The organism is Facklamia sp. HMSC062C11, assembly GCF_001810675.1.
Classification (GTDB): Bacteria; Bacillota; Bacilli; order Lactobacillales; family Aerococcaceae; genus Facklamia; species Facklamia hominis.
Genome location: NZ_KV802403.1, coordinates 224,507 through 250,852, shown reverse-complemented (window position 1 = coordinate 250,852; position 26,346 = coordinate 224,507). Strand labels below are relative to the sequence as shown.

Here is a 26,346-nt window from a genome sequence, read left to right as displayed (position 1 = left end):
TTACAATTTCGGCCCTTTTTAGTACTCTCAGCCCAATCAGTGTTACAATTTCTACCCATTTTAGTACTCTCAACTCACTGAGAGTTACAATTCCAACCATTTTTACTACTCTCAGCATACTCAGAGTTACAACCCCACACCGCCTTAATACCCTAGAGCCCGTGAGACCGCAACCAACCCTTTCGCCCTCACTACACAAAAAAGCCCAGAGCTTCGTGCTCTGAGCTTGATAGTTATCAGATTTTATTCAGCTTCATCAATACGCCGTTGGGTCGCCTTATCAAAGAAGTGGGCTCGGTTCATATTAAAGGCAAACTCAATGCTTTCACCAGGATCTCTTTGTTGACGGTCATCCATACGAGCCACAAATTCATCGCTCCCCTTCTTAAGATAGATGATCGATTCCGCACCCAACAATTCAGCCACCGTAATCTCAGCCGAGGTAACAGTCTCCGGTGTTGTATCAAAGACAATCGGCTCATTATGGATATCTTCCGGACGAATACCAAAGATCAATTCCTTGCCTTCGTAACCAGCCTTATCCAACATTGCCTTGCTCGGTAGCGATACCGGAATATCCAAACCATTGGCATTGTGAATACGACCATCCTGATAGGTCACCTCGAAGAAATTCATGGCTGGTGAGCCAATGAAGCTCGCTACAAACACATTGTCTGGACGATTATAGACTTCTTGTGGGCTACCGATTTGTTGCACCACACCATCTTTCATAATGACAATCCGTGTCGCCATGGTCATGGCTTCCGTCTGGTCGTGAGTGACATAGATCGTGGTTGTCTTAAATTGACGGTGAATCTTAGAAATCTCTGCTCGCATTTGCACCCGCAATTTAGCATCCAAGTTAGATAGGGGTTCATCCATCAAGAAGACCTTGGCTTCACGCACGATCGCCCGGCCCAAAGCCACCCGTTGTCGTTGCCCACCGGATAAGGCCGCCGGCTTGCGATCTAGGTATTCCGTCAAGCCTAAGAGGGCTGCCGCTTCCTTAACCCGTTGATCAATCTTCGCCTTGTCATACTTACGCAACTTCAAACCAAAGGCCATATTGTCATAGACCGTCATATGTGGATAAAGCGCATAATTCTGGAAAACCATGGCTATATCCCGGTCCTTAGGCGCCACCTTGTTCATTAATTGACCATCAATATAGAGCTCTCCTTGGGTAATCTCTTCCAAGCCAGCAATCATGCGTAAAGTGGTTGATTTCCCACAACCAGAAGGCCCTACAAAGACGATAAATTCCTGATCAGCCACCGACAAATTAAAATCCGTCACCGAATAATCAGTCGCATTGTCATATTTTTTATAGATATTCTTTAAGTTAATTTCTACCATCTGAAACTCTCCTTTATGTCAAAACCGCAAGGCACTTCCTATCTCAACCTACTCGATCTCGCTGAGGAAGTTCCCACACAAATTGTTAACGCCACCTATTGGATCTTCTTAAAATATTGCAGTGACGTTTGGAAATCACCACGAGGAACAACCATGGTTAGACCGGCATAGATCAATTCGGCTCCTGAATAAATTTTACCAGAGGACTGTTCTTGATAAAAGGCGTGCGGGTCTAAATTCTTTAACTTAAGGGTCAGTTCACTCTTCTCCAAGGTCGATAAGACACGTCCATAAAAGACGACCAGTTGGTCTTGATAGCTAAACTGACAGGCCCAATCGTTGGGGAAAAGCTCCGGATCTAACAAGCGGGTCCGTTGACCCCTTTGGATAATCGGTCGAATGGTCTTGTAGAAAGCGACTTGTTGGCCCACTTGCTCTAATTCCTCATCCGAAAGTTGGCAAAGGTCCAATTCATAGCCCAGGTTCCCCGTCATGGCCACGTCCCCCCGCGTCTTTAAAGGCGTCGTGCGGTTCATCTGGTGATTAGGTACAGCGGAGACATGCGCCCCCATGGCAATTGTTGGATATAAATAAGTATGACCATGCTGAATGGCTAATCGTTCAACCGCATCCGTATTATCGGACACCCAAACTTGTGGGAAATAGCGCATCACCCCCAGGTCATTGCGTCCCCCACCCCCGGCACAGGATTCAAATAATACGTGTGGGAAAGTCTGCGTGAGATAAGCCATTAAGTCATAGACCCCTAAGAGATGTCGGTGGGGCTGCATCAAGGTGTCACTGAGACTAGTTCCATTACCCACATCGGTGATATTGCGGTTCATATCCCACTTGATATAGTCGATGGCATATCGGCTTAAGAGATCGCCAAACAATTCTTTGAAATAAGCGACCACTTCCGGATTGGCATAATCCAGAACGAGTTGACTACGGGCATAAGTGTGACTACGACCTGGCACTTGAATCACCCAATCTGAATGCTGACGGTAGAGATCGGATTCTTGCGAGATCATCTCAGGTTCAATCCATAAACCAAACTTCATCCCCCGATCATGCACATAATCGATCAAGCGACTCAAGGGTCCCCCCAGCTTGGATTCATTGACCACCCAGTCACCCAGAGCCCGTTGATCATCTTGCCGATCACCAAACCATCCATCATCCAAGACAAAAAGTTCAATCCCAACTTCCTGAGCCTTATCGACAATCTGGGTCAATTTATCAAAGTTAAAATCAAAATAAGTCGCTTCCCAATTATTAATCAGGATAGGACGAAGTTGCTGGGAATAAGCCTGCGGCATAATATGGTCTAAGATAAAGGTCTGGCTTGCCTGACTCAAGGCATTCAATCCCCGGTAAGTGTAAGTCATCAAAGCGACCGGGCTTGAAAAGCTCTCGCCTGTCGCTAAACGCCAATTTAAGAAGTCTGGATGAATGCCAATTCCTAAGCGAACCTCTTCCAATTGGTTGCACTGAGCAAATGCTTGGAAATTACCACTATACATTATTTGTAAGGCATAGGCTTGGCCTGCGTCATCCTGAGTCAAGCGGTCCGCTAAAATAATGGCTGGTGTTTGACCATGACCGCTAGCCCCACGACTAGAGCCTATTTCAAAGTAACCTTGTTGGAGAGCTTGCCGCTGGAATCGTTTCTCACGACCATAAGCCCCCTGGAAGCTGATCACATCATAAGCCCCTGCCGGTAGATCCAACATAGCGGATAAGCAAGTGGCTAATTCAATCGTTTCCCCAGTCTGGTTGACCACTTCCTGAAAACAAGTCAAAGTAGCACTGCCTTCATAAAGGGTATAGTACAGATTCAAATACAGGTCCAAAACCGTGTCTTTAAGCTGCAACTTCAAGGTCTGAGCCTGTCCCTCTTTGGCATGAGGACTAGGAAGCCCGGTTACTTGAGGCACCCCCTCTAGCACTTGATAATCGACATAGCGAAAATCCGTGACTTGATTGTTGGTATGGTTGATTCGAATGGACGGCTTGCGAAAATCCCCCCGCCCCACTTGTCCCAGCACTTGACGCTGGGTATCCATGGAGAAGGTCCGGTCTTCAGACCTTGGATTCGGTGAAAAAGCATGGTCCATTTCATACATAGCGTTAGCATGGTGATAGGAAGCAATCGGCCCTCCAAAGTGTCTTAAAAAGAGGCGGCCTTCCTTTTCTTCCATAATCAAGGCCACTTGGTCATTCACTAAATAAAATAAATTCTCCGCTTTACAGATTTTCATAGCGTATCCTTCCTATTATTTAACAGAACCCAGCATACCCGCTACAAAATAACGTTGTAGACAGAAGAAGATGATCAGGGTTGGCACCATGGAAATCAAAATCGCCAACATAATCATGCCGTAATCGGGTGCATAAGAGGCACCCAGGTTGGATAGAAGAATTGGCACAGTCTGCTTATCGGGCGATAAAAGCGTTACTAAAGGCCATAAGAAGTTATTCCAAGAGCTCATAAAGGTAATAATCGCTGCTGCTGCATAGGAATTCTTCATGGTTGGCATGTAAATTCTAAAGAAGAGCCCCCATTCCGATAAGCCGTCAATTCGGCCCGCTTCTAATAATTCCCGCGAAAACATCTTGGTATTTTGCCGGAAGAAGAAGATTAAAAAGGCCGTGGAGATATAAGGCAAGTAGACCGAGGCGTAGGAGTTGATCCCAATCGCAGACGAGACTTGCCCCATCGATCCAAAGAGACGGAATAAAGGAATAATGATCGCCGCAAAGGGAATCATCATCGAGGCTAGCAATAAATTAAAGATAAAGTCTGACAACTTGGACCGATAGATCTCAAAGGCATAACCAGCCATCGAGGATAATAAGAGCGCCAGCACGGTTTGGCATAAAGCAACCAAGGCTGAATTAATAAAGGCCCCCATCAAGTCTGTCTGCGCCATCAAACTCTTCCAATTCTCCAACAGATGCGCACCGGGTAATAAGCGACCACTGGTCACATCAATACTGGCATTGGTCGCCGAAACGATTAAGAAATAAAAAGGAAAGGCAAAGACAATTGAAATCAGGAATAAAAAGAGATACATTAAGATTTTTTTATGCGGCTTCATTTTTTCCACCTACCACTAATTGAATACTCGACAAGATAATAATAACAACTGCCACTACAAAAGAAACGGCCGACGCATAACCAAAGTCAGGAGTGTACTTGAATCCTAAGTTATAGATATATTGGGACAAGGTTAAAGTAGCATTACCAGGCCCTCCTTGAGTGATATTCATGGTCTCATCAAAAAGCTGCAAGGTCCCAATGGTTGAGGTAATCGTTGTAAAAAGAATGACTGGCTTCAAAAGCGGCGCCGTAATTCGGGTGAACTTAGTCCAAGCACTGGCTCCATCGATATCTGCTGCCTCATAAATCGAAGGTTCAATATTCTGCAAGGCCGATAGGAAGAAGATCATATTGTAACCCGTCCACCGCCAGGTAATGGCTAGAATAATGACAATCTTGGACCAAACCGGATGAGACAACCATAAGATTGGTTGGTCGATCCAATGGAAATCCATCAATAAGTTGTTAATAATTCCATTATTGGCAAATAAATATTTAAAAACTAAGGAATAAGCCACTAAAGAAGTGACCGAAGGAAGATAGACAATCGTTCGGAAGATCCCCTTCCATTTCAAAGTGCGTTCATTTAAGACTACCGCAAAGAACATAGCCAAAACAATCATGATTGGCACTTGGAAAATCAAGAAAATTAGGGTGTTTTTGAAGGCCTCAATAAAAACCGGATCCCGCAAGAGCCGTTGATAGTTACTTCCACCCACAAACTTAAGATTGGTTCCTGAACCACTTTGTAACGAGATCAGAAATGCTTGCAGCATGGGGTAAAAATAAAATAGAAAGATCAAAAGCGTTGGAATGAGGATAAACAACCAACCGATTTTTCGACGATCTTTTTCTGATACCATGGTAATAAACCTCCTGTAAAAAAAGAGGCTGTGACATGAGTGTTACAGCCTCCTAAATGCAAACTGGCAATACATGAGTGACAGCAATCACTCTCATAAAACTTTCAAGTTTTTAGCAGTGCGCGACGCTTTTTGTCGCACTCTTTAAACCTGCTTCCAGTCGCATCTCCTTAGGTCTAAGCCAATCCTAGCTCGGGTGATTTGTTCACCCTCCCTGCTAGGCTTGGCTTATCCTACAGGAGATAACCGCGCCTGGTCGCACTCTTTCTAAACCTGTTTCAAAAAGCTGATCCTTGCCAATAAGCACTCCCTCTCGGGCACGCTTTGGTGCTTCGAGGGTTTGCTTATTGCGGCGGATCATGGCGCTTTTTGTCGCACTCTTTAGTTTAATTGGTTTTCTGCTTGGGTTTGGGCGTCTTTTAGGATTTGGTCGAGGTCGCCACCGCCTAAATATTGTTGTAATGCATTCTTAAGAATGTCTTCGACCGCATAAGTATGTGAACCATAGTTAACGGATGGAATTTGTTCAGCCCATTGAGCGAAGTCTTTATAAATTTGTTGTCCGCCAAAGTAATCTACTTCTTGATTATAAACGTCGGTTTCAAGCGTTGGCGTGTAAGTTCCAAGAACACCAATTTCATTCATTGCTTGTTCATAGAATTCTTTGCTGCCACCAATAATCGTACCGATGAATTTAGCTGCTGCTTCAGAGTTTTTAGTATTTAGGACATAGAAGGAAGATCCTCCTAAGTTTGAAGCGTTAACGGATCCTTCAACATTGTCTTGTTTAGGCCATGGAACCACTGCCCATTTGCCTGCTTGGTCTTCTTGAGCTACAACGGATGGTGTAATCCAGTTACCTTGAGGAACAGTCGCTACTTTACCACCGTTAAAGGCTTGTAACATTTGTGCCCAGTCAGAGTGAACGTTAACGATATCCGCATCGTACATTTCTTTGAAGACCGTGAAGGCTTCTTTCAAAGCTTCATTGTCAGCAATCCAAGGTGTCACGCCGTCTTCTTTAGTATACCAAGCGCCACTGGCATTGATCATAGCACGAATCAGACCCAAGTCATTCAAGTCCATTGATAATAGCTTGACATCGGTTGTTTCTTTGATCTTCTTACCGATTTCAGCTAATTCACGCCAAGTAATATTGGTCACATCATCTAAGGTATATCCTGCTTCTTCCAATAAATCCTTACGGATATATAGACCCGTTACCCCTGTATCAAAAGGTACACCGTAAGATTTATCATTCGCAGTAGTTGCTTGTACCTTATAATCAGCGAAGTCTTCTTTGTTGTAATAGTCATCTAAAGGCACAAAAGCATCTGGGAATGCCGTTAAGAAGCTTTGAGCCCGGTAATCTTCAATTAAGACGATATCAGGAAGCCCATCTGTCACACCAGAACTTAATGACGTATTCAAACGTTGAACGATATCATTTTGCGCACTTTCCACAATATCCAAATCAAAATCCGGATTATCCTTCAAATAGATATCCCGTGCAATCTCCAAGGCCTTGATGTTAAAGTTAGGATCCCAGGCCCAAACCGTCACCTTTTCCTTGGCTGAAACTTGTGTCATCGGTAGCAATGTCGCTGCTAATGTTGCGAATGCCATGACAACCACTGATAAAACCTTAAACAACTTTTTCATGATTATCCCCTTCCTTATTGTAAAGCGTTTTCTCCTTCATTATAACACAAGTTTTTTGTCTTAATATGTTCAAATGGATTGATTATATGGTAAAATGTTTCCTAGGAGGGATATTCCATGACACGTCAATGGCTACAATTTCAACAACAAGCGGATGGATTAGGACTGGATGAATGTGGCTTTCAACAGTATGATCAATTCCGCCAATATGACTACTCCGCCTTTCAAAACTATGTCATCCACTTTGTCCTTAGAGGACAAGGGCAAGTTGAGATCAACCGCCAGGTCTTTCAAGTGGGCCCCAATCAAGGCTTTGTCATTCGGCGCGGCGACCACGCCCGCTACTTTCCCCTCGATAAGGCTTGGGAATATCGCTGGATCGGCTTGAGTGGGAGGGATTTTGACCAATACATCGGTCAGTCTCTGTTGGACCACCAGCGTTACTTCTCCTACGAACCACAGATGGCTTGCTTCAATGTCCTTAATCAAGTGATTGACCTCTGCTTTCAGCAAAAAAACCTTGCCTACCGTGAGATCCTGCTTAAAAGCCTCTGTTACCAATTTCTCTACGAGATTTGTCGGGAATTCCCTAATACAGACCGCCCCGTAATAACTAGCCAAACAAAGAACTATGAAGAGATCGCCTATGATTATATCCTTAATAATTTTCAACATCCGATCACCATTCAAGATGTAGCCCATTACGTCGGGATTAGCCGGTCCTACCTTTATAAGCTCTTTAAGCTACGCTATCAAACTTCTCCCCAGTCCCTGCTGATGACTCGACGCATGGAATATGCCAACTATCTGCTTGGCCATACTCAATTGACCATCAACGAAATCGCCAATGCGGTCGGTTATGACGATCAATTGTTGTTTTCCAAGACCTTTAAGCGCTACTATCAACAAAGTCCCAGCCATTATCGCCTACACAATCAAGGAAACATTTAACCATATTCCATCACCCAATTGCATATAGCTTCTTGCTAGTATTTTCCCTATAATAAAAGAAGATTCTAGGAGGAGGCGTTTACATGTTACTACCGAATTATTTTGAAGACCTGTCCCTAACCGCTTTGAATGTGGAGGCTGACCGGTCTTATTTTATTCCTTACCGAAAAGCGGATGACTTCGATGGCAGCAACCGTCGGCAATCCTCACGCTATATCGACCTTAATGGCATCTGGGATTTTCATTATTTTGACAATGTTCGGCACATTGACCAAGCCTATTGGCAGGCCGATTGTCCGGTATCACTCGACTATGACCAGATCCCCGTTCCTTCATGCTGGCAACTGCATGGCTATGGTCAGATCCAGTACTCCAATACGGAATTCCCGATCCCTTACGATCCCCCCCATGTCCCTTACAACAATCCAGCTGGCCTATACCACCGCAAGATTGAGATCGATAGTCTAGAAGACGACTACTTCTTGAACTTTGAAGGAGTGGATTCCGCCTTCTATCTCTGGCTGAATGGTCAATTTGTCGGCTATAGCCAAATCAGTCATCGCCAGAGTGAATTTGACCTGACAGACTATCTACATGTCGGACAAAATGACCTGCATGTCTTAGTGCTGCAATGGTGTGATGGCACTTACTATGAAGACCAGGACAAATTCCGCTATTCAGGCATTTTTAGAGATGTCTACCTATTACAACGTCCTAAGGCGCGAATCACCGACTACCAAATCACCCAAAGCTTTAACGATGACTTAAGCCAAGCGTCCATTCATTTGGCCCTACAGGGGATTGGTTTGGAGAAAGACGTCAAGCTAAGTCTTTTGGATCCCCAAGGAAATACCCTCTACCAAGGGTCCATGCCTGCTAATAGTGAGCTGACCATTCCGGTTGACCAACCCCTGCTATGGAATGCGGAGACTCCTTATCTGTATGAAATCTACCTTGAAAGCGATCAGGAGGTCATTCGTCAAGCGCTAGGTCTACGTCATATCGAAATTCGCGACCAGATCTTTTATATCAACCAAGTCCCCGTCAAATTAATCGGTGTCAACCAACATGACAGCCAACCCAATACAGGAGCAACAGTAACCTTGGATGAACAAATCAAGGACTTAACTTTGATGAAGCAATATAACTTCAATGCCATCCGGACCGCCCACTACCCTAAGACAGCCGAGTTCTACGAACTAACCGACCGCATGGGCTTTTATGTCATCTCTGAAGCGGATATTGAATGTCACGGTGTGGTCGATCTCTATGGCTTAGGAGGCAATGATAACTATAATATGATGGCAGACGACCCTACCTTTGCCCAACAATTCAAAGATCGGATGCTGCATTCCATGCGGCCATTTATGAATTATGCTTCGATCGTCTTCTGGTCGGGAGGCAATGAATCCGGTTATGGCATCTGCATTGAAGAAATGTTACAAGCGGCTCGTGAGCTCGATCCTAGTCGTCCGCTCCACTACGAAGCCTATTGGTATCATGACCGGCAAAAAACCTATAATACGGACTGTCTCGACATGTGGAGCCGCATGTATCCCTCTGTGGAAGAGATTGAGGAACTCTACTTCAGTCAACCCGCTCAAAAGCCTTTCATCCTCTGTGAATACATCCACGCCATGGGGAACGGTCCCGGTGATATCAAGGCCTACTACGACTTTATGATGGCCCATGATTCCTTTATCGGAGCCTTCGTCTGGGAATGGGCCGACCATGCGGTCAACCTTAACCGCCACCAGCCTGACCAAGAACCCCTCTACCGTTATGGCGGTGACCACGGGGAATATCCGCATGCCGGCAACTTCTGCATGGATGGACTCATGTATCCTGACCGAACGCCACACACGGGTGTTTTGGACCACCGCCAAGTCTTCCGTCCCGTTAAATTAGTGGCCTTTGATCAAGAGCATTTCCAAGCAAAGATCCAAAGTTACTATGACTTTATCAATTTAAAAGACCAGGTCGACTTTAAGTTGGAAGTCTATGATCGAGACGGTCAACTCACCGACATCCTCTTTGTAGGAAGCCTAGACTGCCCTGGACAAGGGCAAGCCACACTGGACTTGAGCCCTTATCAGGAAGCCTGTTCTGATGCTGCCATGCTACGCTTAGTTACTTACCAACAAGCTGAAGGCTATGAGCTTGGCTTTGACTGTATTCAACTCCAAGCCTACCAGCTAACTGATCTACCTGCTCAAGCCAAGACTATTTCTGTTCAAGACCTAACTGACCGGATTGCTGTTCATATCGATGACATCACTCTATCCATTGCTAAGGAAAGTGGTGCCATTCAGGAACTCTCCCTCAAGGGCGTTGACCAGCTCACACGTCCAGGCTATTGGACCATCTGGCGTGCCCCGATCGATAACGATCGCAACATCCGTAAGGAATGGGAACAAGCCAACTACCATCATACTCGGACACGCATCCACGACTATCAAATTGAGGAAAGCGATCAAGGTATTGATATCCGACTCAAAGGCGTCCTCAATGCCCTCGCACGGCAGACTATTCTGGACCTTGATATCCATTGGCAAATCAGCCCACAAGGCCAGGTTCATCTATCTTGCCAAGTCGAAAAGAACCCGATTATGCCTTTCCTTCCGCGCTTTGGAATGGTTCTACCACTAGCTAGCGACTACCAAAGCGTCAACTATCTTGGAAATGGTCCGCATGAATCCTATGAAGACAAGCACCATGCTAACTTCCAAGCACGTTTTATCCAAGATATTGACGACTTATACGAAGCCTATGTCACTCCCCAAGAAAATGGGGCCCACAATCAAGTCCTCGACCTGACTGTGAAAGGGAGTCAAGCACACTTGGCCGTCCAAGCCGATAGCTCCTTATCCTTTAATCTATCCGCCTATTCCATTGACCAGCTCACTCAAGTCGCCCACCGCGATCAGCTGCAAAAGGAAGACAGCCACTATCTCATTCTTGACTACGCTCAAAGCGGTACCGGATCAAATGCCTGTGGTCCAGAACTCGCCAAGGACTATCAATTAAATGATCCAAGCTTTAACTTTAGCTTCGCCTTAGCCTTGATCCAAGACTAAGCTCAAGCCAAGATAAAAAGCATCGTCCAGACTCAAAGTCTTCGACGATGCTTTTTTGATGTTGTTAGGATGGAATCGAATCCTTTAGCCCTTGTTCGATCTGCCACATCTTCCAGGATACCCCCATCAAGATTCCTAGAATAACTACCAGCAATAAAAATAAAGCCGTCACCGGTATCTTCCCTTCCATCAAGAAGCTAATCAGAAGAGAAGCCAACAAGGTGGTCACCACATTGAAGCTGGCAATGGCCCCACTGACTAAGCCTGTCGCTTGAGGATAGAGCTCGCCACCGATACTGATACACAAGGAAAAGTACACTGACATAATCGCTCCCATCAAAAAGAGGCAAAGCTGCAAGGCCAAAGCTTGCTGCAAGAATAACAAGGCCAAGGACAAGCCCAAGGTAAGCCCCGTATTCATTAGAGCCAGTTGTGCGGCCCTAATCCTACGTAACACTAGAGAGAAAGCCACTGACCCCAGGGCCCCACCCATTTGATAGATGGCCACCGTTCGTAAGGCTGTAGCGGCTTGATAGCCCTTGGTCTGCTGAAGGAAATGTGGTGTCCAAGTCAACATAATATATTGATAGATGGCAAAAAGGCAAATCCCCGCCAAGACAGTCATCATGGCTGGAGTGGCTAAGATCTGGCTGGCCTTTTGCGGTAAAGGGGTCGATTCTTCTGACCGTCTTAAGGCCGGAAGTGGACTCAAAGCTACATGTAACAAGTAGACCAGCCCAAAGCCCAGCATCAAAGAATAAATCCAGCGATAGGATAGACCCGCCGCTACCGTATGTGAGACCACAAAGGATACAAACATGCCCCCTAAAGAAAAGAAAAATTGCACCAAGATCAAGGCTGAGCCTGCTTTATCCGCCAGTAAATCAAAAAGAATGGACATAGACGGGGCATCCATCAAACCATGGCCCACCCCTCCCAACAAGGCTAGCAACAATAGACCTGTAAAGGACGTCGTCCAAGAAAAACCCAGTAAAAAGATCAAGAAGCAAAGACTCCCTAATAAAACCAAGGGTTTTCTCCCATATTGGTCGGACCACTTGCCCGCTAGATAGAGAAACAACAAGGTCCCCAAGCTCTTAGCTGAGATCAACTGAGCCACCTCACCTAGGCTTCGGTCTAGACTCTGTGCCAATTGAATCAAGGAGGCATTGATAATCACATTCAAAGCCCCCTCAAAAAACATGGCCCCATAACTGGCTACAAAGGCACTTTCTTTTAATCGTATTGAAGACTTAATAACAACTCTTCCTCTCCCCATGACTCACCGCCATTTATTACTAACCGATTATAACAAGGAAGGTATGAAAGCACAATTGAGGAAGAGGCTTACTTTCCGCCACGGATTTTACTTGACCAGAGAATAAAGACCCATCCCCATCCAAGCATCATGGCTGGCCAGAAGCCATTAATCGACGTCTCGCCCGTTTCTGGTAAGAGAGCCTTAGATTTTAAGGGCTTGGTTTGGGATTGATGATCGCCTGGATCAGAGGCTGTCGCTTCACTTGAATCGTTTGAAGGCAAGTCTTTATCCGCCGAATCTGTCTCAGTGGCTTCAAGAGAAGTGGAATGATCTGGATTTGAATCTTGACCAGTCGCTTCCTCATGGTCTGACTCATTGTCAGCCGGTGCTGGACTAGGATTTTCTGATTCCACGTTTTCATCAACAGAGTCTTGCCCTGCTTCCTCTGATTCGTCTTCTGGTGTTGAAGGAACTGGGACGGATGGTTTCTGGTAATAAAATTGACCGGCTTGTTCTAAGAGTTGACCTACTGCTAGTAAGAGTCGGTCCTGCTTCAAGCCCGCTTGAAATTGCACGCCCAGCGTCCGCCCGTCTTCAGCCTGATAAGTCGGTAAGGAAATCGCGGGCTCTCCTGTCAAGTTGGCCAACTGTGTAAAAGGTGTATATCTTAAGGCCGTTAACCACTGATCATAGACCAATTGAGCTAGAGCCTCCTTATCTAACAGATGACTCTCCTTAATTTGTTGCAGATGGTCTGCAGTCAACAAGGGGTCTTCTAACTTGGGAGCCAAGAAAGCCGTGCTAGGGGTTAGATAGAGTGGATAGTTTTGGCGGAATTGCTTCATTTTTTCAGCTTGCTCATGAATGCGTCGCCAAGCTAACTCACTATCCTTTTTATCGAGATGTTGGCTATATTGATATAAAACCCAGGTTGTAGGATCCACCTCATCAAATTGGATCGCTTGTTTACGTTTTTGTTGGGATAGAAAATTCGCAAAACTACCGCTGGCCGCTGCTAAGGTATAGTAATCATGCATTAAAGAAACCCCATCGATTGGAGCAGCTACTTCCTCTAAGCTAAATCCAAGACCTTTTAGATAAGCGACCATTTGATGAACGGCTTCCTGAGCCTCGGGAGAAACATCGGTATTAACAGGGGATTGTGTGCTATAGGCAATTTTTATATTCTTGGGGTCAAATGATATCTCTGGATAGACACTCCCTCCAAAAAAGTCGAATAATCCAACCGTGTCCGTCATATTCTTTGTTAGCGGAAAATGAACGACCTGCAAGTTGGGACGGTCAGGATTCTGATCTAAGACACCACGACTCGGCTTGTAACCGATCAGGCCATTCCAGGAAGCAGGAATTCGAATAGACCCTCCAGCATCTGACCCGCTCGCTACAGGCGCATAATGAGCTGCAATCCCTGCGGCCGATCCACCTGACGAGCCACCTGCTGCATATTGGGGATCTAAACCATTGGCTGATCTACCATAGAGTTTGGAATCCGAAATATTCTTCAGCCCTAATTCCGGATAGTTAGTCTGACCTACCACAATAAAGCCAGCCTTTTTAAGATCCTTAGTGATCCGTGAATCACTACGAGACTGCGTCCCTTCCATATAGGTCAGACCATTGGTATTATCGCCGCCTTTGATGGTATGGCCTAGACCTTTTAAGAGTAAGGGGACTCCATAAAAGGGTTGCCCTTGATCTTCTAATTCCCGTGCCTCTTTTAAGGCTTCTTCCTTACGGGTCGAAATCATGGCATTGAGCTCACCATCTTTAGCCTCAATCTCTTCAAAAGCCCAATTCACTAACTGTTCACTGGTCACTCGTCCTTGACGGATGGCCTGAGCCATTTGAGTGGCTGAACTGGTCTCGTAATCCGCTTTGGTAAAAGGAGCCAGTGGTTGGTCTTCTGCTTGACTGCCTTCTGGATTAGAAGACTCTAAAGGGACAGCCGTCTCCTCCAACTGATTAACCGTAGTCTCAATAACCGGATCTGTCACTGGTTCCTGCGCAGCTACTTGACTAAGTGGTGCATTTAGGACTAAAGGAAATAACAAACTTGATAATAGTAAACGTTGATGCCAAAGATTTCTTTTCATAGAAAGCTCCTTTTCTCAATATTATGGATGATCATTCATCACAAACTAAGAAACATTATAGAATATTGAGATTTGATCGAAAAGCAATTTGCTTAATAGTGTATTAACCTTTTATCAACAAACCAAACTACATTTTTATATTTCCTTTATTTCACACTATTATCACCGTTTTAAAATAAGAACATAAAAAATCACAAGCCAACATTCCGTCAACTTGTGATTTTATAAATATATTAGCTCAATACACTAGCACTACCGATTATCCGCCAACCACCTTGTAGCGATCGTTGCTAACGCAGCTGCACCGACTGGCATCATGTCTTCATCAAACTGAACTTCAGGGTGGTGAACAGCTTTCGGCTTTTCAACCCCCTTAGGTGGACAGAATAAGTAGAAGAAGGTACTTGGAACATAATAAGTATAATGAGCAAAGTCTTCCGACCCACCACTTAAAGAAGTTCCTGGGTTAGGAATGTACTTAAATCTTTGACCATTGTCTGATAATTCACGAATATAAGTATTAGCTGCATCTGCAACTGCTGGATCGTTCACTAAAGTGGGGCAATTGCACTTAAAGCTAACCTCAGCCTCACACCGGTATGCTTGTGCTATTGCTTTGACCAATTGTGGGAAACGTTCGGCTATATAATCTCTCGTTTCATTATTATGGAAGCGGATCGTTCCAGCAAGTTCTGCTTTTCCTGGAATGACATTATAGGATCCCTCTGCGATAAACTTACCAATGGTTAACGTAGCACTACGAGTGTGTGGAATTTCACGAGTCAACATGCTCTGAACACCGATAACAATTTGAGATGCCGCCAAAACTGGATCCTTACCATCTACCGGTGAAGCACCATGAGAGCCCTCCCCTTTAACCACAATATCAAAATTAATCGCACCAGCTGCACCAATATTCTTACCAGGCATTACTCCAGATATTGGCATATTGGGAACTACATGGAGACCAGAAGCAGCATCAACCTTAGGGTTTTCAAGAATTCCCGCTTTAATCATAGCATCGCCACCTACCAGCAACTCTTCGGCAGGTTGGAAAATGAATTTTACTTGACCTTTAAGATTGGCTTCATTTTCTTTAAGCATCTTTGCAGCTGCTAATAACATGGACGTATGGATATCATGACCACAAGCATGCATATATTGATTCTTCGAAGCATAGTCTAAGCCCGTAGCTTCTTGGATTGGTAAGGCATCCATATCTGCACGTAATAGATATGTTTTTCCTGAAGGATCTCCTAAGACAGCCGTTACACCATGATCCCCAATGTCCTGTGCTTCAATCCCATAGGATTTTAATTTATCTTTGACAAAAGACACCGTATTATCTAACTTAAATTCAATTTCTGGATGTTGGTGTAAATACCGTCTATTAGAAACCATGTCATCCAAAAGTTCTTTTGCTCTTACTAAATAATCCATCGAAATACCTCCTTAATTGTTTTGATTAAAACGTTTTTTATGAATTGGGCGAATGACAAGGGTCACTAACAAGAAACCAAGCAAGGAAATTATCACAACCACTTGAAAGACCCGACTCAATCCCAAAGCCACATTATCCGGATGGGCATTAATAATAAAGGCACTCACTGAAGATGAAATCAAAGAAGTTAAAGAACCAGCAAAAGTAGCTAGGGCTGTCCCTGCCGATAAATCAGCAGGACTCAAACTTTCTTGAACAGAAGGAGTCACCGATACTGACCGGCAACTTTCGGCAATCCCTGTTAAGCCAAAAGAAATAAATAAAGTCATAATCGACATAGAAGGGTTAATATTCATCAGTGGAATAAAGACAATCGCTACAATTAAAGTAGCTGCAGCCATCGCCTTCCACTTATTCAATGAGCTTTTACCTAGCCATACCCCAACGAAAGATGGCAATAATAAGGTTACTAACGTTCTAGGAACCGGTAATAACCCAACAACCGTTGCACTCTTTTTCAAAACTTGGAAACCTGCTAATGATCCATATGACAGCATAGGAGATTGATAGAAATAACAAGTTATCGCAATCATTAATAAAGTCACAAATTCACGATTAGAAAATAGGCGCATTGGAACAATAGCTTGACCACCTTGTTTTTCATAATCTTTTTCAACTTTGATAAATAGGAACAAGGACACTAAGAAAATGACGATTCCAGCAAGAATAAAAGGATTTGACCAACCTAATTTTGGCGTGTAATTCAAGGTTAAGACAAAAGCAGAAACAACCACCGCTATCATCACCACACCTTTTTTATCAATGGCAGCTTGTTTATTCAAGGAACCTTTAGGAAGGTGCTTAGCAATGAGTAATAGCGCAACAAGTAAGAAGATAAATGAGAAAGAAATTGAAATAGAATAAAGCCCCTTATCCTCCAAGATCCCTGATACAACAGGACCAACAAATGTACCTAATGCAACTGAACTAGCTAAAAAGCCCATATATTTAGGGACATCCACCCGCTCACCCACTAGACTGACCAATATGTAAGGTGCCGCTGTGAATGTTCCTTGTGCCAAACTAAGGATTAACCGAAAAACCGAAAATAGTACAATCGACTTCACAAAGCCTAAGGCTAAAAGAGACACGATCGAAATAGTTCCCGCTACCAAGATCAACTTTCTAAATCCGACGATTTCTCCTAACTTACCTCCGATTGGTGTCATAACTGCTACACCGATCGTTCCAAGAATAACCACTAAACCAAAATGATCTAAGGCATTCATTCTTTCCAGAATGGGAGTCATTAAAACTGCCACTGACGCACCTGAACTAGCAATAAACAACATAAGTAAGCAACACGCAGCAATAACTAGGTTCTTACTCTTTTTTGGTAAACTGATTACCGCACCCTTTTGATCCGACATAACAATTCCTCCTTATTTTTTCTTTATATCCATTTAAGGAATATATAAAGAATAGTTTATTCTATTATAATAGGTGTAAGCGGATTAATCAATCGTTTTTTGGTATAATTATTAAAATATTTCTCATGGAGGTTCCTATGAATATTGTTTTAATCATTACAAGCTCTTTTTTAAAACCCCTTTTTGAAAAAGCCGTTCAAAAAATCCAACTAACTCAACCATTAAATCTAAATTTTAAAATTGTCGAATATACTAATTTTAATGAAATCGTCGAACTGTATGATCAAAACCAAACCAATTTAGCTGGTGTTGTTTTCTCAGGAAATTATGTCATGCGAACTATTCTGTTAAATCGTGATATTACGGTTCCTTATGTCTCAATAAGTCAAAATCTAGTTAAATTTTATGGTCAACTACTATCCATTGTAGTTAACTACCAAAAAAATGAATTAAATGAAGTCTATATTGATTATTTGATCCCTTTTTCCAAAGATCCAACCTTAAACTATTTCATTGAGAGTGCACAGTACGAAGACATTGATTCTGGTTTACAAAAAATATCCAATAATCTAAAAGCCAATGAACTAGAAACCATCGATACAAAGATAAAAACATTTTTATTGGAACAAAAGAAAAAAAATAAAGTCAAACGCATCCTATGCTCTTTAACAAATCTCATTCCTTTTTATGAAGAAAATCAAATTCCTTATGATGTAACTAGCCCTTCTCTACCCTTTATCATCAAAAGTCTAACGGATCTTTGCCAAAACATTAATGAGGCTACTCAAACGAGTAACGAATCCATTGTTGGTGTTATTGCTGTTCATAAAAACGAAGACCTCAATCGGGTCAACCAATTAACCCAGACCTTCTTTCGACGTTATTCCATTGATGCTTTTACCTTTATCGATGAAGGCTTCATCTATTTTATGGCTTCTCAAAAATCCTTAGCTATCATTACTAATAACGGGCGTACCAATGCTTTGGCGATCTATCTCAGCTCTAACGGCATAGACTTAACCCACTTCGGAATTGGCATTAGCAACTTAATCCCAGAGGCCCTATCGCTCGCTAAGATGGCCGTCAAAGAGAGTCTATCAAGCAACACTCAAAATGTAATTATGAAGCCTAATGGAGAGATTCAATACCTAGATACCTACAGTGAAGAAAACAAACAGCAAACATATTCCGCAGGCTACGGAAGCTTAGTGAATGAGATCGCAAAACAAAGTAATCTATCTGCCTTTACGATTCAAAAAATTTATAACTTAATTCAACAGTCTAACAACCCTCTCCTAACTTCTAAAGATCTTGCGGCTAAGTTAGAGGTTACCCCCCGTAACGCCAATCGGATCCTCAAGAACCTCAATGAAGCGGGCTATGCAAAGATTGTCACCACTTCCCCACTGACTAAACGAGGACGCCCCAGTCGGGTCTATCAAATCCTCTTCCATGAGATTCCAAATTAAAAGACTCAAGCAGGCAAGAAACCTGCTTGAGTCTTTTGAAATTTATTTAATTTTCTTGTTAGCAACCTTTCTAACTACCGATCACTCGCTGAACGAGATAAGCTAATAAAGCAACCAGTGTCAAACTAACTAGATTCACTCCGTTATTGGATACCCAGGAGACCCCTTGTGCGATTTCCTGCCCCTTATAGGCTGGCTTATCCTGCAGGTCACCATTTGCGTCAAGATATTTCCGTTGGAAAAGAGCGCCTATTATGGAATCAATCACAGATCCTAAGAAGCCTAAAATTAAGGCCCAGCCATATCCCTTCCAGCCAAAGCCGGACCAAGTCCATAAGGCCAAGATCATACTTCCTAAAAGACTGGCTATGAGTCCTGGGAGCGAAACCCCTCCCGATAAACCTTTTGTCACTCGCTGACCATTGGTAATGAGATAAACTGGATGATTGAAGCGACTGCCCAATTCAGAAGCTAAGGTATCAGCAGCTGCTGCCGCAAAGACAGTCAGACCGATCCATTGATAGCTCGGATCTTTTGTTTGGTGATAAAGGAAAGCCATTAATAGCGAAGGCAAAGCATTACATACCACTTGTCGCCAATTCCTTGGTTTGGATTGCCCTTTTGCAAGCTGTCCTTTGTTTCCAAAACGGGTCGCAAGTGTGCCAATTAAGAAGAAGGTCAAAAGGGCATAGGCTAAGGAAGAACCCCCTAGGCCATACATACCAGCCCCCATTACTAGAGCCGTCGTCAGTCCATCTAAGCTTAACTTGCCCTTCATGGTTGCGGTAGCTAAACAAATTAAAATGACCCCTAAATACAGTAAAAACTCCGTATCCGCCCCTTGACTCGCAAAGGCCAAAAACAAGCCCAAGGCCAGAGGCAGAGTCAAATTATCCAGTCCCCGAGTGCCTTGGAGTTCGATCAACATGGCAAGGAGTCCCGCAACCAGAGCAATCATCAGTTGATGAATAAGTGGCAGTGCCGGAGCGAAAAAGCTGAGACAAGCTCCACTAATTACAGTTGCCATCACCAAGACCGTCCAGGAACCTGGCCATGATTTATGAGGAAAGGCTGCAATCGGATGCTTTGCACCATAGGCTTGACCGATCAGCGCCGCCAAGCCATCGCCATAAGCCATGTTCAAGACTCCCCCATAGAGGGCAATCGGCCAATTCAAGAGCCAAGACACCAGCGATAGAGCCAAGAGACTCAGGGCATAATAGACCGTTCCCCAAGAATCATCCCCTCGTTCCATGGCCTGGATGACCTGCCTTTTTTTACTCCAATAATTAATACCCACAAATAAAGTGGGCACTAACATCAAGGCCCATAGATCCTGAAACAAAGGCGTTATAAAGACCCAATTCCCCACTAAAATATGAACCAACTTACGAGAACCTTCTTCGCTCATCTGCCACTTTTTCTGCAGAAGGGTTGCTAGAATGAGCACCAAGGCGATGTAGGCCAACGATAAAGCAATGCCTAGATAATTATTCATTTCTTACCTCTTCTATTCTAATTGCTATCTCTAATCCCTTCCAAGCTTAACCATCCCTTTGGCTAGCGTCAAGGTCTAATCCATGAAAAAAGCCAGCAAGCCGCTGGCTAAACCTCCATTTAACACTGAATAATCAATTGACTCCTCAATCAAGCGTGTTTGAAATAATAATCAAACTTACGATTAAGTAGCTGTGAATGGGGACACTCTGCTTAAAACGTGCTCTTCTGTCGCACTTAAGCCTGTACGCATTGAAAATGCTACAGGCTCATAGCAACTTACAGTCTTACATCCGTTAGGTAAACGCAATTGCTCGCACTCCGTTTAAAACGTGCTCGCAATTGCAGCGCCTGGACGTTAAGCGATCTTTCTCGAACACTCTTTGAGTGTTTCGAAAGCTCGCTTATCGCTGCGGCGCTAAGCGCAATTGCTCGCACTCTGCTATTTTCCTAATTTTTTAAGGTTTCGGATGAGTTTGATTCCGAGTAGGGCGATGGCGATCGCATAGAGGTGGGAGCTGTGTTTGTCCCAATAGGATTGAACGCTGTTACTCATGTGTGAGGCTGACTGGTGTAGGTCACTGGCATAGTCACGGCCTGTTTCCATCCAGTCGGAGGCATAATCTTTACCGGTTTCTAGCCATTGGCTGGCTTGGTCTTTTGCTTGATTAGCCAAGACTCCGGCATCATCTTTGTATTGATTGACTTTAGCTTTGGCTTGATGCTTAGCAAGTGCACGTTGAATACCATCTTGCGAAGCACTTGCTTCAATAATTTCTTTTAATTCCTTAACTTCATTTCTTAAATCTGCCATCTTGGTCACTCCTTTGACATATGATATCTCTATTGTAACAGATTTCACCTTGCATGAATATCAAAAAGCCCTTGCATCCACACTGAGGAATCGTTAGAATAAGTCTGTTGTCCCAGTGATGACGGGGCAGCACCTCGGCACTTCTTCCTTTGGTCGAGGTTATTACTAGCAGCTATTATGCTGACTACAAAGGAGTTGGAAAAATGAATCATCATGTATCAACAGACAGCCGTTTAACGGTATCAGACATTGCCAAAGGTGGGCTGGTCGCTGCCCTATATGTGGTCCTAACCCTCTTGGTCGCCCCCGTCGCTTATGGTCCCATTCAATTTCGCATTTCAGAAATGTTGAATTTCCTGGGTCTCTATAATCGCCGCTATGTCTATGCCATTACCCTCGGCTGTTTTTTAGCAAACATCCCAAATGGTTACGTGGATATGGTCGTTGGGTCGTTATCGACCTTCGTCTTTCTCTGGATCGGTCGTTGGGTTAGTCAATGGCTCCTAGAATCCTTGAAAACCAAGCAAAGACTGTCTTTCGATCCGATGTTACTGGCCTATGCCGTCATGATTATCGCCTTTATGCTACAAATGGCTCCCATCACCATCATGATCCAGTATCTCACCCAGGCCTTAGAACCATTTTGGTCAACCTTCTGGCCACTCTTTATCTCACTGGCCTTAAATGAAGGACTGGCCATGTTATTAGGTAGTCTGATTATCTATCCAATCAGTCGGCGGATTAATTTTTATGACTAGAATTTTTCAAGAGACTCCTTTTTAAAAAGGAGCTCTTTTTTTATCGTCAGCTACCTTTTTTGACACCGGGATGATACAATAAATCAGTTATTATTATTCATTAAAGGAGTTTGAAGATGTTTCATACCAGTCAACTGAAAGGGCTGATGCTAAGTTTAGCTATTGCCCTGCCCGCTTATTTCCTCGGTCAGGCCTTTCCCATTATTGGCGGACCCGTCTTTGCCATCATTCTAGGGATGATTCTGGGCAACTTCAAAACATGGGATCCCAGCTTCCAACCCGGTCTACAATTTGCCGCTAAGAAACTCTTGCAATATGCCGTTATTCTCTTGGGCTTTGGATTGAATCTCCATGTCGTCTTCCAAACAGGCAAAGAATCGCTGCCCATTATCCTTGCCACCATCTCGACTGCCCTGATCCTGGCCTACATCTTAGCCAAGCTACTAAAGATTGATCCTCGGATCGCCACCCTAATCGGAGTCGGCTCCTCCATCTGTGGGGGCTCTGCCATTGCGGCTACTGCTCCCGTCATTGACGCCAAAGAAGAAGAAGAAGTCGCACAGGCTATCTCAGTCATCTTCTTCTTCAATCTGCTGGCAGCTTTACTTTTCCCCATTTTAGGGCAAAAACTAGGTTTTGACACCCATTCAGGTCAAGCTTTTGGAATTTTCGCTGGTACCGCGATCAATGATACCTCCTCCGTCACTGCTGCAGCAGCAACCTGGGATAATCTTTTTAACCTAGGCAACCAGACCCTTGATAAGGCAGTCACCGTCAAGCTAACTCGGACATTAGCGATTATTCCCATCACCCTAGGACTCGGTTGGTATCATAATCGCCAACAGACCGCTCAAGCTGGCCAACAATCCTTAATCCATAAACTAAAAAATGCCCTACCCCTCTTTATCGTCTTTTTCATCCTGGCCTCATTGATCACCACCCTCTGCATTCAAGCTGGAATTGACCCACAAGTCTTTGCTCCTTTTAGTGCCATCAGTAAATTCTTCATTATCATGGCTATGGCAGCCATCGGCATCAACACCGACCTTGCCAAACTCATCAAAACCGGCTCAAAAGCCCTCATCTTAGGCGCCATCTGCTGGATCGGCATCATCCTCGTCAGCCTAAGCCTCCAAGCCAAACAACAATTATGGTAAAATAGAGTGCGACAAAAGTCGCTTTGAGCCGTTGAGCTAAGCAAAAACACGAGCATTTTCGCAGAAAATGTTGAGGGTTTTAGCTTAGATTCTAGGCTCTGACTTTTGGAGCACGTTTTAACAGAGTGCGAGCAATTGCGTCTACCTAAAAAAAGCCAGTGTTGATTTTCAACACTGGCATCTTTTTTTAAAAGACTAAATTCCACAACCAACTGATCGTGTGATTTTCCCATAGTATATAGATTCCCAAGAGAATAAAGACCAGGGGAACCAACCAAGCTTCATAGGTCTCAATTTGCTCACCGATTCCGGCAAACCGTGTTAAACGATAAGCGATATAACACAAAGCCCCTGTTGCAATTGCAAAAACAAGCATAACTAAAGCTAATTGGGACCAAGTCAGACTAGCAAAGTAAGGGATATAAATCCCTAGATTATCCCCACCTGAAGCAAGTGTAATCAGAGCCATATTCAACCACTGGGTAGAATGCTTCCGTCCGGTTAACCGACTGAGAATATCTGCTTCCTCAGCTTCTTCTTCACCCACCAACGCTAAACGAATTCCTAGTGCTAAGGGAATCAATCCCAAAAGGCCGATCATTTCATCACTCGGCAATTACTTCAACCAGTAAGCTACTAACAGTGAAATAGCCACTAAGATAGCCGTTCCAAGATACTGCCCCCAATAAATCTGCCTACGCGCCTTAGATCCATGGACTGCCGCAAAAACAATCAACAAAATAAACAAATAATCCATCGAAGTGGAAACAAATACCATCAAAGAAGATAAAATTAATTCAAACATTGAAAATACTTTCTTATTAAGTCCTTAACCATTAACTTTGATTCAAAAAATGTCGAATGCGCTGCTTAAAAGCGATCGGAATATTGGAATCTAAAGCATGATATAACTGCCAAAGAATCGTCGATCGAATATCTCGCGGCAAAGCATTAGGACTGCCGATCTCTTCTAAGATTCGTAATTGCTCGGCAAATGTTGCCAGATCCCACTCTTCAAGCTCAAGATCTCGCTTATCCATATCTCCCGACAAGGAATGCTGGAAGAGATCTTCCTCAAAATCACGGACTAAGCCACAAGCCGCAGGATCAATCTGACAATCAATTCTCAAACCAGCTGCTAAGGGGTGCAATAATTGAGCCGTCCGATCATCCGTCACACAGATCCGATGAGGTGCACTCCCATAATCCACCAATTCCTTCATTAATTGATTGAGCATCCCGGTGGCCTCGTTCCAGTACTCTTTTGCTAATCCCGTTAGAAAATAATAATTAGAAGCAGCATCCACCCCCACTAATGAATACATAAAAAATGGTGCCTGCGTGGAAACTTCTTGGATCGGTTCTGGCGTAAGGACTAGGTCCAATTGAAGATCTGCGGTTTTTGGCAGTTTTTTCAAGCGAGCTAATTCTAATTCATTCAACCGCTGGTGGCGGATCACTGAAGTTCGACCCTGTGTTGGCTGAGACACCATAGTCACAATCTGATAGCCTTGTGATCCTTTTTTCATCAAAGGAATCGGCTGTCCCTTGCGCAAATCAGGAATCAAGCGAGCACGCTCTGGTTGCGTTAACCCCTCCAAAGCAAGTGCCAAATCTAAGGATGCTTGTAAAGCGGCTTTGATTACGCTTAGGTCCTTCTTAGCGACTGGCTTCCAAGGCAAATGATTGGGACGACAAACTTCAATGCTGGGAAAAGTCTGTGGCCCTCTAACCCGGATTCCCTGAGCTTGACGAAAAGCTTGAATCAAGGCGACATCTTCTGGATCCGACTCCTCCTTATTGAGAAAGCTAACCTGCAAATAGGCTTGGTCTAAAAATAATTCTTGCTGGTGTAAAGGACTAAAACAAGGTTCTTGGCTTGACTCCATCACCCGCTTCAACTGATAGACTTCTTTGGAATCTTGATAGATGGATAAAGCAATATGTTCTCCCAATATCCCTAAAATAGAAAGATAGATCGTCTTTTTACCCGCTAAGTCTACTGCAAAGACTTGGTTTTCATTTAATTTTTTCCATAGTTTGCATTGCCGATAATCATGAGCTAACTGAAGTAGTTCCTCGTCCATTCGATTCCCCCTCTCCTATAAATGTCCTATTTCCTTAATTTCAGTATAAAGGAGTTAAAGCGCTTAATCTAGTCATACTCTAAAATAAACGATATCCACCTACCCATAAAGAGCAACCAGCAAGTGCATCCAAATTGACAGCCAAAATTGCTAGTCAAATCGCTCTTTTCTAGTTAGACTGAATCTATAAACTAGAAAGGGTGATTCCTATGTTAGCCGAAAAAATCTATCAACTTAGAAAAGCTAAAAACTGGTCCCAAGAAGATCTAGCCGCCAAGATTGGTGTTTCCCGTCAATCTGTCTCCAAGTGGGAACGTGGCGAAGCCTTGCCAGACTTAGAACGAATGATCAGCTTATCGGATATCTTCGGAGTATCCATTGATGATTTGATTCGATCGAATAAAATAACCGAGGACGAAAAAGAAGACCTTCAAAGCCAAGCAAAAACGACACCCCCTCAAACAGACCAAGAAACTCCATTAACTTCCCTCAATGAAATTGACCTTGCTAGCGCCCACGCCTACTTACAAGTCAAGCAAGTAACGAGTCAAAGCAATGCTGCTGCCTGCTTTTTAATCATTATCGGTAGCGGTAGCTTCTTCGCCTTGCAAATGATGGCCGATGAAGTTCCAACCGCTTTTTGGCTACAAATTATCGCCTGGGTGATTCTCCTTGCATCGATGGCCATTGCCAGTGCTAGTTTCATGCAAAATCAACAACTGAGCGAGAAATACCGTTGGATCGAGACTCAGCCTCATCAACTGGGCTTTCAAGTTGAAGAGATTCTAGAACGCGATCAAAGGGCCAATCGAGAAATCTGGCAAAAACAAACCATCACAGGCACTAGCCTCTGTATCCTATCAGCCCTCCCCCTTGTCATTACTTCCTCCATCTTGGATGATGACTTACCTATAGCCATTAGCTTACTCGCCACCATCGCCCTCATCAGTGCTGGAGTTTATCAACTCATGCGATCGGCTGACCTTAAAAAAGGCTATCAAATCCTACTCCAAGGGCCTCAAGCATCAACTCGCTGGGGTCAATCCAGTGATGATGATCCTGAATTCAAGAAGGACCCCATCTGGACACACGTTCAAAATAGCTACTGGGGCCTAGTCTTGGTTAGCTATTTAACAATCAGCTTTGTTTTTAGGGCCTGGGCTTGGTCTTGGATCCTCTTTATCATCGCTCCCTTCCTATTTGACCTCGTCCAACTCCTCTACCGCCACTACCGTAAAAAATAGGCCTAAATAACAAAAAAATCCGCTAAGCTCTAAAACAGAGTTTAGCGGTTTTTGAATAG

General features: G+C 43.9%; 18 protein-coding genes and 1 pseudogene. 6 read left to right on the top strand and 13 right to left on the bottom strand.

Features of this window, described 5'->3' with window-relative positions; all coding sequences use genetic code 11:
* Positions 1 to 243 precede the first annotated feature (243 nt).
* From HMPREF2758_RS06755 to HMPREF2758_RS06735, 5 genes are all read right to left on the bottom strand, one after another.
* Complete coding sequence (locus HMPREF2758_RS06755) at positions 244 to 1,356, bottom strand: ABC transporter ATP-binding protein (RefSeq protein WP_006908689.1); 1,113 nt, start codon at positions 1,354 to 1,356, stop codon at positions 244 to 246.
* A gap of 95 nt (positions 1,357 to 1,451) precedes the next feature.
* Positions 1,452 to 3,620, bottom strand: coding sequence for an alpha-galactosidase (locus HMPREF2758_RS06750; RefSeq protein WP_070609719.1), 2,169 nt, complete (start codon positions 3,618 to 3,620; stop codon positions 1,452 to 1,454).
* Positions 3,621 to 3,635: 15 nt separating this feature from the next.
* On the bottom strand, positions 3,636 to 4,460 hold the full coding sequence (locus HMPREF2758_RS06745) for a carbohydrate ABC transporter permease (RefSeq protein ID WP_016648473.1): 825 nt from the start codon (positions 4,458 to 4,460) through the stop codon (positions 3,636 to 3,638).
* Entirely contained in the window at positions 4,447 to 5,325 is an 879-nt protein-coding gene (locus HMPREF2758_RS06740; RefSeq protein WP_006908686.1) for a carbohydrate ABC transporter permease, read from the bottom strand. Before HMPREF2758_RS06740 ends, HMPREF2758_RS06745 begins: the two co-directional genes overlap by 14 nt.
* A gap of 381 nt (positions 5,326 to 5,706) precedes the next feature.
* Complete coding sequence (locus tag HMPREF2758_RS06735) at positions 5,707 to 6,987, bottom strand: ABC transporter substrate-binding protein (RefSeq protein ID WP_070609718.1); 1,281 nt, start codon at positions 6,985 to 6,987, stop codon at positions 5,707 to 5,709.
* A 117-nt stretch (positions 6,988 to 7,104) separates the two neighbouring features.
* Here HMPREF2758_RS06735 and HMPREF2758_RS06730 point away from each other — a divergent pair, with 117 nt between their 5' ends.
* A complete protein-coding gene (locus HMPREF2758_RS06730) occupies positions 7,105 to 7,938 on the top strand; it encodes an AraC family transcriptional regulator (RefSeq protein ID WP_070609717.1) in 834 nt (277 codons plus the stop codon).
* A gap of 83 nt (positions 7,939 to 8,021) precedes the next feature.
* Entirely contained in the window at positions 8,022 to 11,015 is a 2,994-nt protein-coding gene (locus tag HMPREF2758_RS06725) for a glycoside hydrolase family 2 (protein ID WP_070609716.1), read from the top strand.
* A gap of 64 nt (positions 11,016 to 11,079) precedes the next feature.
* On the opposite strand, the gene HMPREF2758_RS06720 is transcribed toward HMPREF2758_RS06725, so the two are convergent.
* From HMPREF2758_RS06720 to HMPREF2758_RS06705, 4 genes are all read right to left on the bottom strand, one after another.
* Positions 11,080 to 12,294, bottom strand: a complete 1,215-nt coding sequence (locus HMPREF2758_RS06720) for an MFS transporter (RefSeq protein ID WP_070609715.1) — start codon at positions 12,292 to 12,294, stop codon at positions 11,080 to 11,082.
* Positions 12,295 to 12,362: 68 nt separating this feature from the next.
* Complete coding sequence (locus tag HMPREF2758_RS06715) at positions 12,363 to 14,390, bottom strand: amidase family protein (RefSeq protein ID WP_070609714.1); 2,028 nt, start codon at positions 14,388 to 14,390, stop codon at positions 12,363 to 12,365.
* A 252-nt stretch (positions 14,391 to 14,642) separates the two neighbouring features.
* Positions 14,643 to 15,830, bottom strand: a complete 1,188-nt coding sequence (locus HMPREF2758_RS06710) for a M20 metallopeptidase family protein (RefSeq protein WP_070609713.1) — start codon at positions 15,828 to 15,830, stop codon at positions 14,643 to 14,645.
* Between the two features lie 12 nt (positions 15,831 to 15,842).
* Positions 15,843 to 17,261, bottom strand: coding sequence for an MFS transporter (locus HMPREF2758_RS06705; protein ID WP_070609712.1), 1,419 nt, complete (start codon positions 17,259 to 17,261; stop codon positions 15,843 to 15,845).
* A 137-nt stretch (positions 17,262 to 17,398) separates the two neighbouring features.
* Here HMPREF2758_RS06705 and HMPREF2758_RS06700 point away from each other — a divergent pair, with 137 nt between their 5' ends.
* Positions 17,399 to 18,730, top strand: coding sequence for a winged helix-turn-helix transcriptional regulator (locus HMPREF2758_RS06700; protein ID WP_070609711.1), 1,332 nt, complete (start codon positions 17,399 to 17,401; stop codon positions 18,728 to 18,730).
* Positions 18,731 to 18,800: 70 nt separating this feature from the next.
* Here HMPREF2758_RS06700 and HMPREF2758_RS06695 read toward each other — a convergent pair whose 3' ends face one another.
* On the bottom strand, positions 18,801 to 20,228 hold the full coding sequence (locus tag HMPREF2758_RS06695; RefSeq protein WP_070609710.1) for a DUF92 domain-containing protein: 1,428 nt from the start codon (positions 20,226 to 20,228) through the stop codon (positions 18,801 to 18,803).
* Between the two features lie 441 nt (positions 20,229 to 20,669).
* Entirely contained in the window at positions 20,670 to 21,041 is a 372-nt protein-coding gene (locus HMPREF2758_RS06690; RefSeq protein ID WP_006908676.1) for a hypothetical protein, read from the bottom strand.
* Positions 21,042 to 21,244: 203 nt separating this feature from the next.
* On the opposite strand from HMPREF2758_RS06690, the gene HMPREF2758_RS06685 reads away from it, so the two are divergent.
* Positions 21,245 to 21,799, top strand: coding sequence for a QueT transporter family protein (locus tag HMPREF2758_RS06685; RefSeq protein WP_070609709.1), 555 nt, complete (start codon positions 21,245 to 21,247; stop codon positions 21,797 to 21,799).
* 116 nt (positions 21,800 to 21,915) lie between these two features.
* Positions 21,916 to 22,956 carry a YeiH family protein gene (locus HMPREF2758_RS06680; protein WP_070609708.1) on the top strand — a complete coding sequence of 347 codons (1,041 nt, stop codon included), beginning with the start codon at positions 21,916 to 21,918 and terminating at the stop codon, positions 22,954 to 22,956.
* Between the two features lie 187 nt (positions 22,957 to 23,143).
* Here HMPREF2758_RS06680 and HMPREF2758_RS06675 read toward each other — a convergent pair.
* Both HMPREF2758_RS06675 and HMPREF2758_RS06670 read right to left on the bottom strand, forming a co-directional pair.
* Positions 23,144 to 23,761 (bottom strand): annotated as a pseudogene (locus HMPREF2758_RS06675) (CadD family cadmium resistance transporter).
* Positions 23,762 to 23,792: 31 nt separating this feature from the next.
* Positions 23,793 to 25,043 carry a DUF7309 domain-containing protein gene (locus HMPREF2758_RS06670; RefSeq protein ID WP_070609707.1) on the bottom strand — a complete coding sequence of 417 codons (1,251 nt, stop codon included), beginning with the start codon at positions 25,041 to 25,043 and terminating at the stop codon, positions 23,793 to 23,795.
* A 209-nt stretch (positions 25,044 to 25,252) separates the two neighbouring features.
* Here HMPREF2758_RS06670 and HMPREF2758_RS06665 point away from each other — a divergent pair, with 209 nt between their 5' ends.
* Positions 25,253 to 26,287 carry a helix-turn-helix transcriptional regulator gene (locus HMPREF2758_RS06665; protein WP_070609706.1) on the top strand — a complete coding sequence of 345 codons (1,035 nt, stop codon included), beginning with the start codon at positions 25,253 to 25,255 and terminating at the stop codon, positions 26,285 to 26,287.
* The last annotated feature ends 59 nt before the right edge of the window (positions 26,288 to 26,346 follow it).

What these genes read in the sequence shown, in the direction of transcription:
- HMPREF2758_RS06755 (WP_006908689.1), bottom strand. Translation starts at nt 1,356, where the DNA reads ATGGTAGAAATTAACTTAAAGAATATCTATAAAAAATATGACAATGCG.
- HMPREF2758_RS06750 (WP_070609719.1), bottom strand. Translation starts at nt 3,620, where the DNA reads ATGAAAATCTGTAAAGCGGAGAATTTATTTTATTTAGTGAATGACCAA.
- HMPREF2758_RS06745 (WP_016648473.1), bottom strand. Translation starts at nt 4,460, where the DNA reads ATGAAGCCGCATAAAAAAATCTTAATGTATCTCTTTTTATTCCTGATT.
- HMPREF2758_RS06740 (WP_006908686.1), bottom strand. Translation starts at nt 5,325, where the DNA reads ATGGTATCAGAAAAAGATCGTCGAAAAATCGGTTGGTTGTTTATCCTC.
- HMPREF2758_RS06735 (WP_070609718.1), bottom strand. Translation starts at nt 6,987, where the DNA reads ATGAAAAAGTTGTTTAAGGTTTTATCAGTGGTTGTCATGGCATTCGCA.
- HMPREF2758_RS06730 (WP_070609717.1), top strand. Translation starts at nt 7,105, where the DNA reads ATGACACGTCAATGGCTACAATTTCAACAACAAGCGGATGGATTAGGA.
- HMPREF2758_RS06725 (WP_070609716.1), top strand. Translation starts at nt 8,022, where the DNA reads ATGTTACTACCGAATTATTTTGAAGACCTGTCCCTAACCGCTTTGAAT.
- HMPREF2758_RS06720 (WP_070609715.1), bottom strand. Translation starts at nt 12,294, where the DNA reads ATGGGGAGAGGAAGAGTTGTTATTAAGTCTTCAATACGATTAAAAGAA.
- HMPREF2758_RS06715 (WP_070609714.1), bottom strand. Translation starts at nt 14,390, where the DNA reads ATGAAAAGAAATCTTTGGCATCAACGTTTACTATTATCAAGTTTGTTA.
- HMPREF2758_RS06710 (WP_070609713.1), bottom strand. Translation starts at nt 15,830, where the DNA reads ATGGATTATTTAGTAAGAGCAAAAGAACTTTTGGATGACATGGTTTCT.
- HMPREF2758_RS06705 (WP_070609712.1), bottom strand. Translation starts at nt 17,261, where the DNA reads ATGTCGGATCAAAAGGGTGCGGTAATCAGTTTACCAAAAAAGAGTAAG.
- HMPREF2758_RS06700 (WP_070609711.1), top strand. Translation starts at nt 17,399, where the DNA reads ATGAATATTGTTTTAATCATTACAAGCTCTTTTTTAAAACCCCTTTTT.
- HMPREF2758_RS06695 (WP_070609710.1), bottom strand. Translation starts at nt 20,228, where the DNA reads ATGAATAATTATCTAGGCATTGCTTTATCGTTGGCCTACATCGCCTTG.
- HMPREF2758_RS06690 (WP_006908676.1), bottom strand. Translation starts at nt 21,041, where the DNA reads ATGGCAGATTTAAGAAATGAAGTTAAGGAATTAAAAGAAATTATTGAA.
- HMPREF2758_RS06685 (WP_070609709.1), top strand. Translation starts at nt 21,245, where the DNA reads ATGAATCATCATGTATCAACAGACAGCCGTTTAACGGTATCAGACATT.
- HMPREF2758_RS06680 (WP_070609708.1), top strand. Translation starts at nt 21,916, where the DNA reads ATGTTTCATACCAGTCAACTGAAAGGGCTGATGCTAAGTTTAGCTATT.
- HMPREF2758_RS06670 (WP_070609707.1), bottom strand. Translation starts at nt 25,043, where the DNA reads ATGGACGAGGAACTACTTCAGTTAGCTCATGATTATCGGCAATGCAAA.
- HMPREF2758_RS06665 (WP_070609706.1), top strand. Translation starts at nt 25,253, where the DNA reads ATGTTAGCCGAAAAAATCTATCAACTTAGAAAAGCTAAAAACTGGTCC.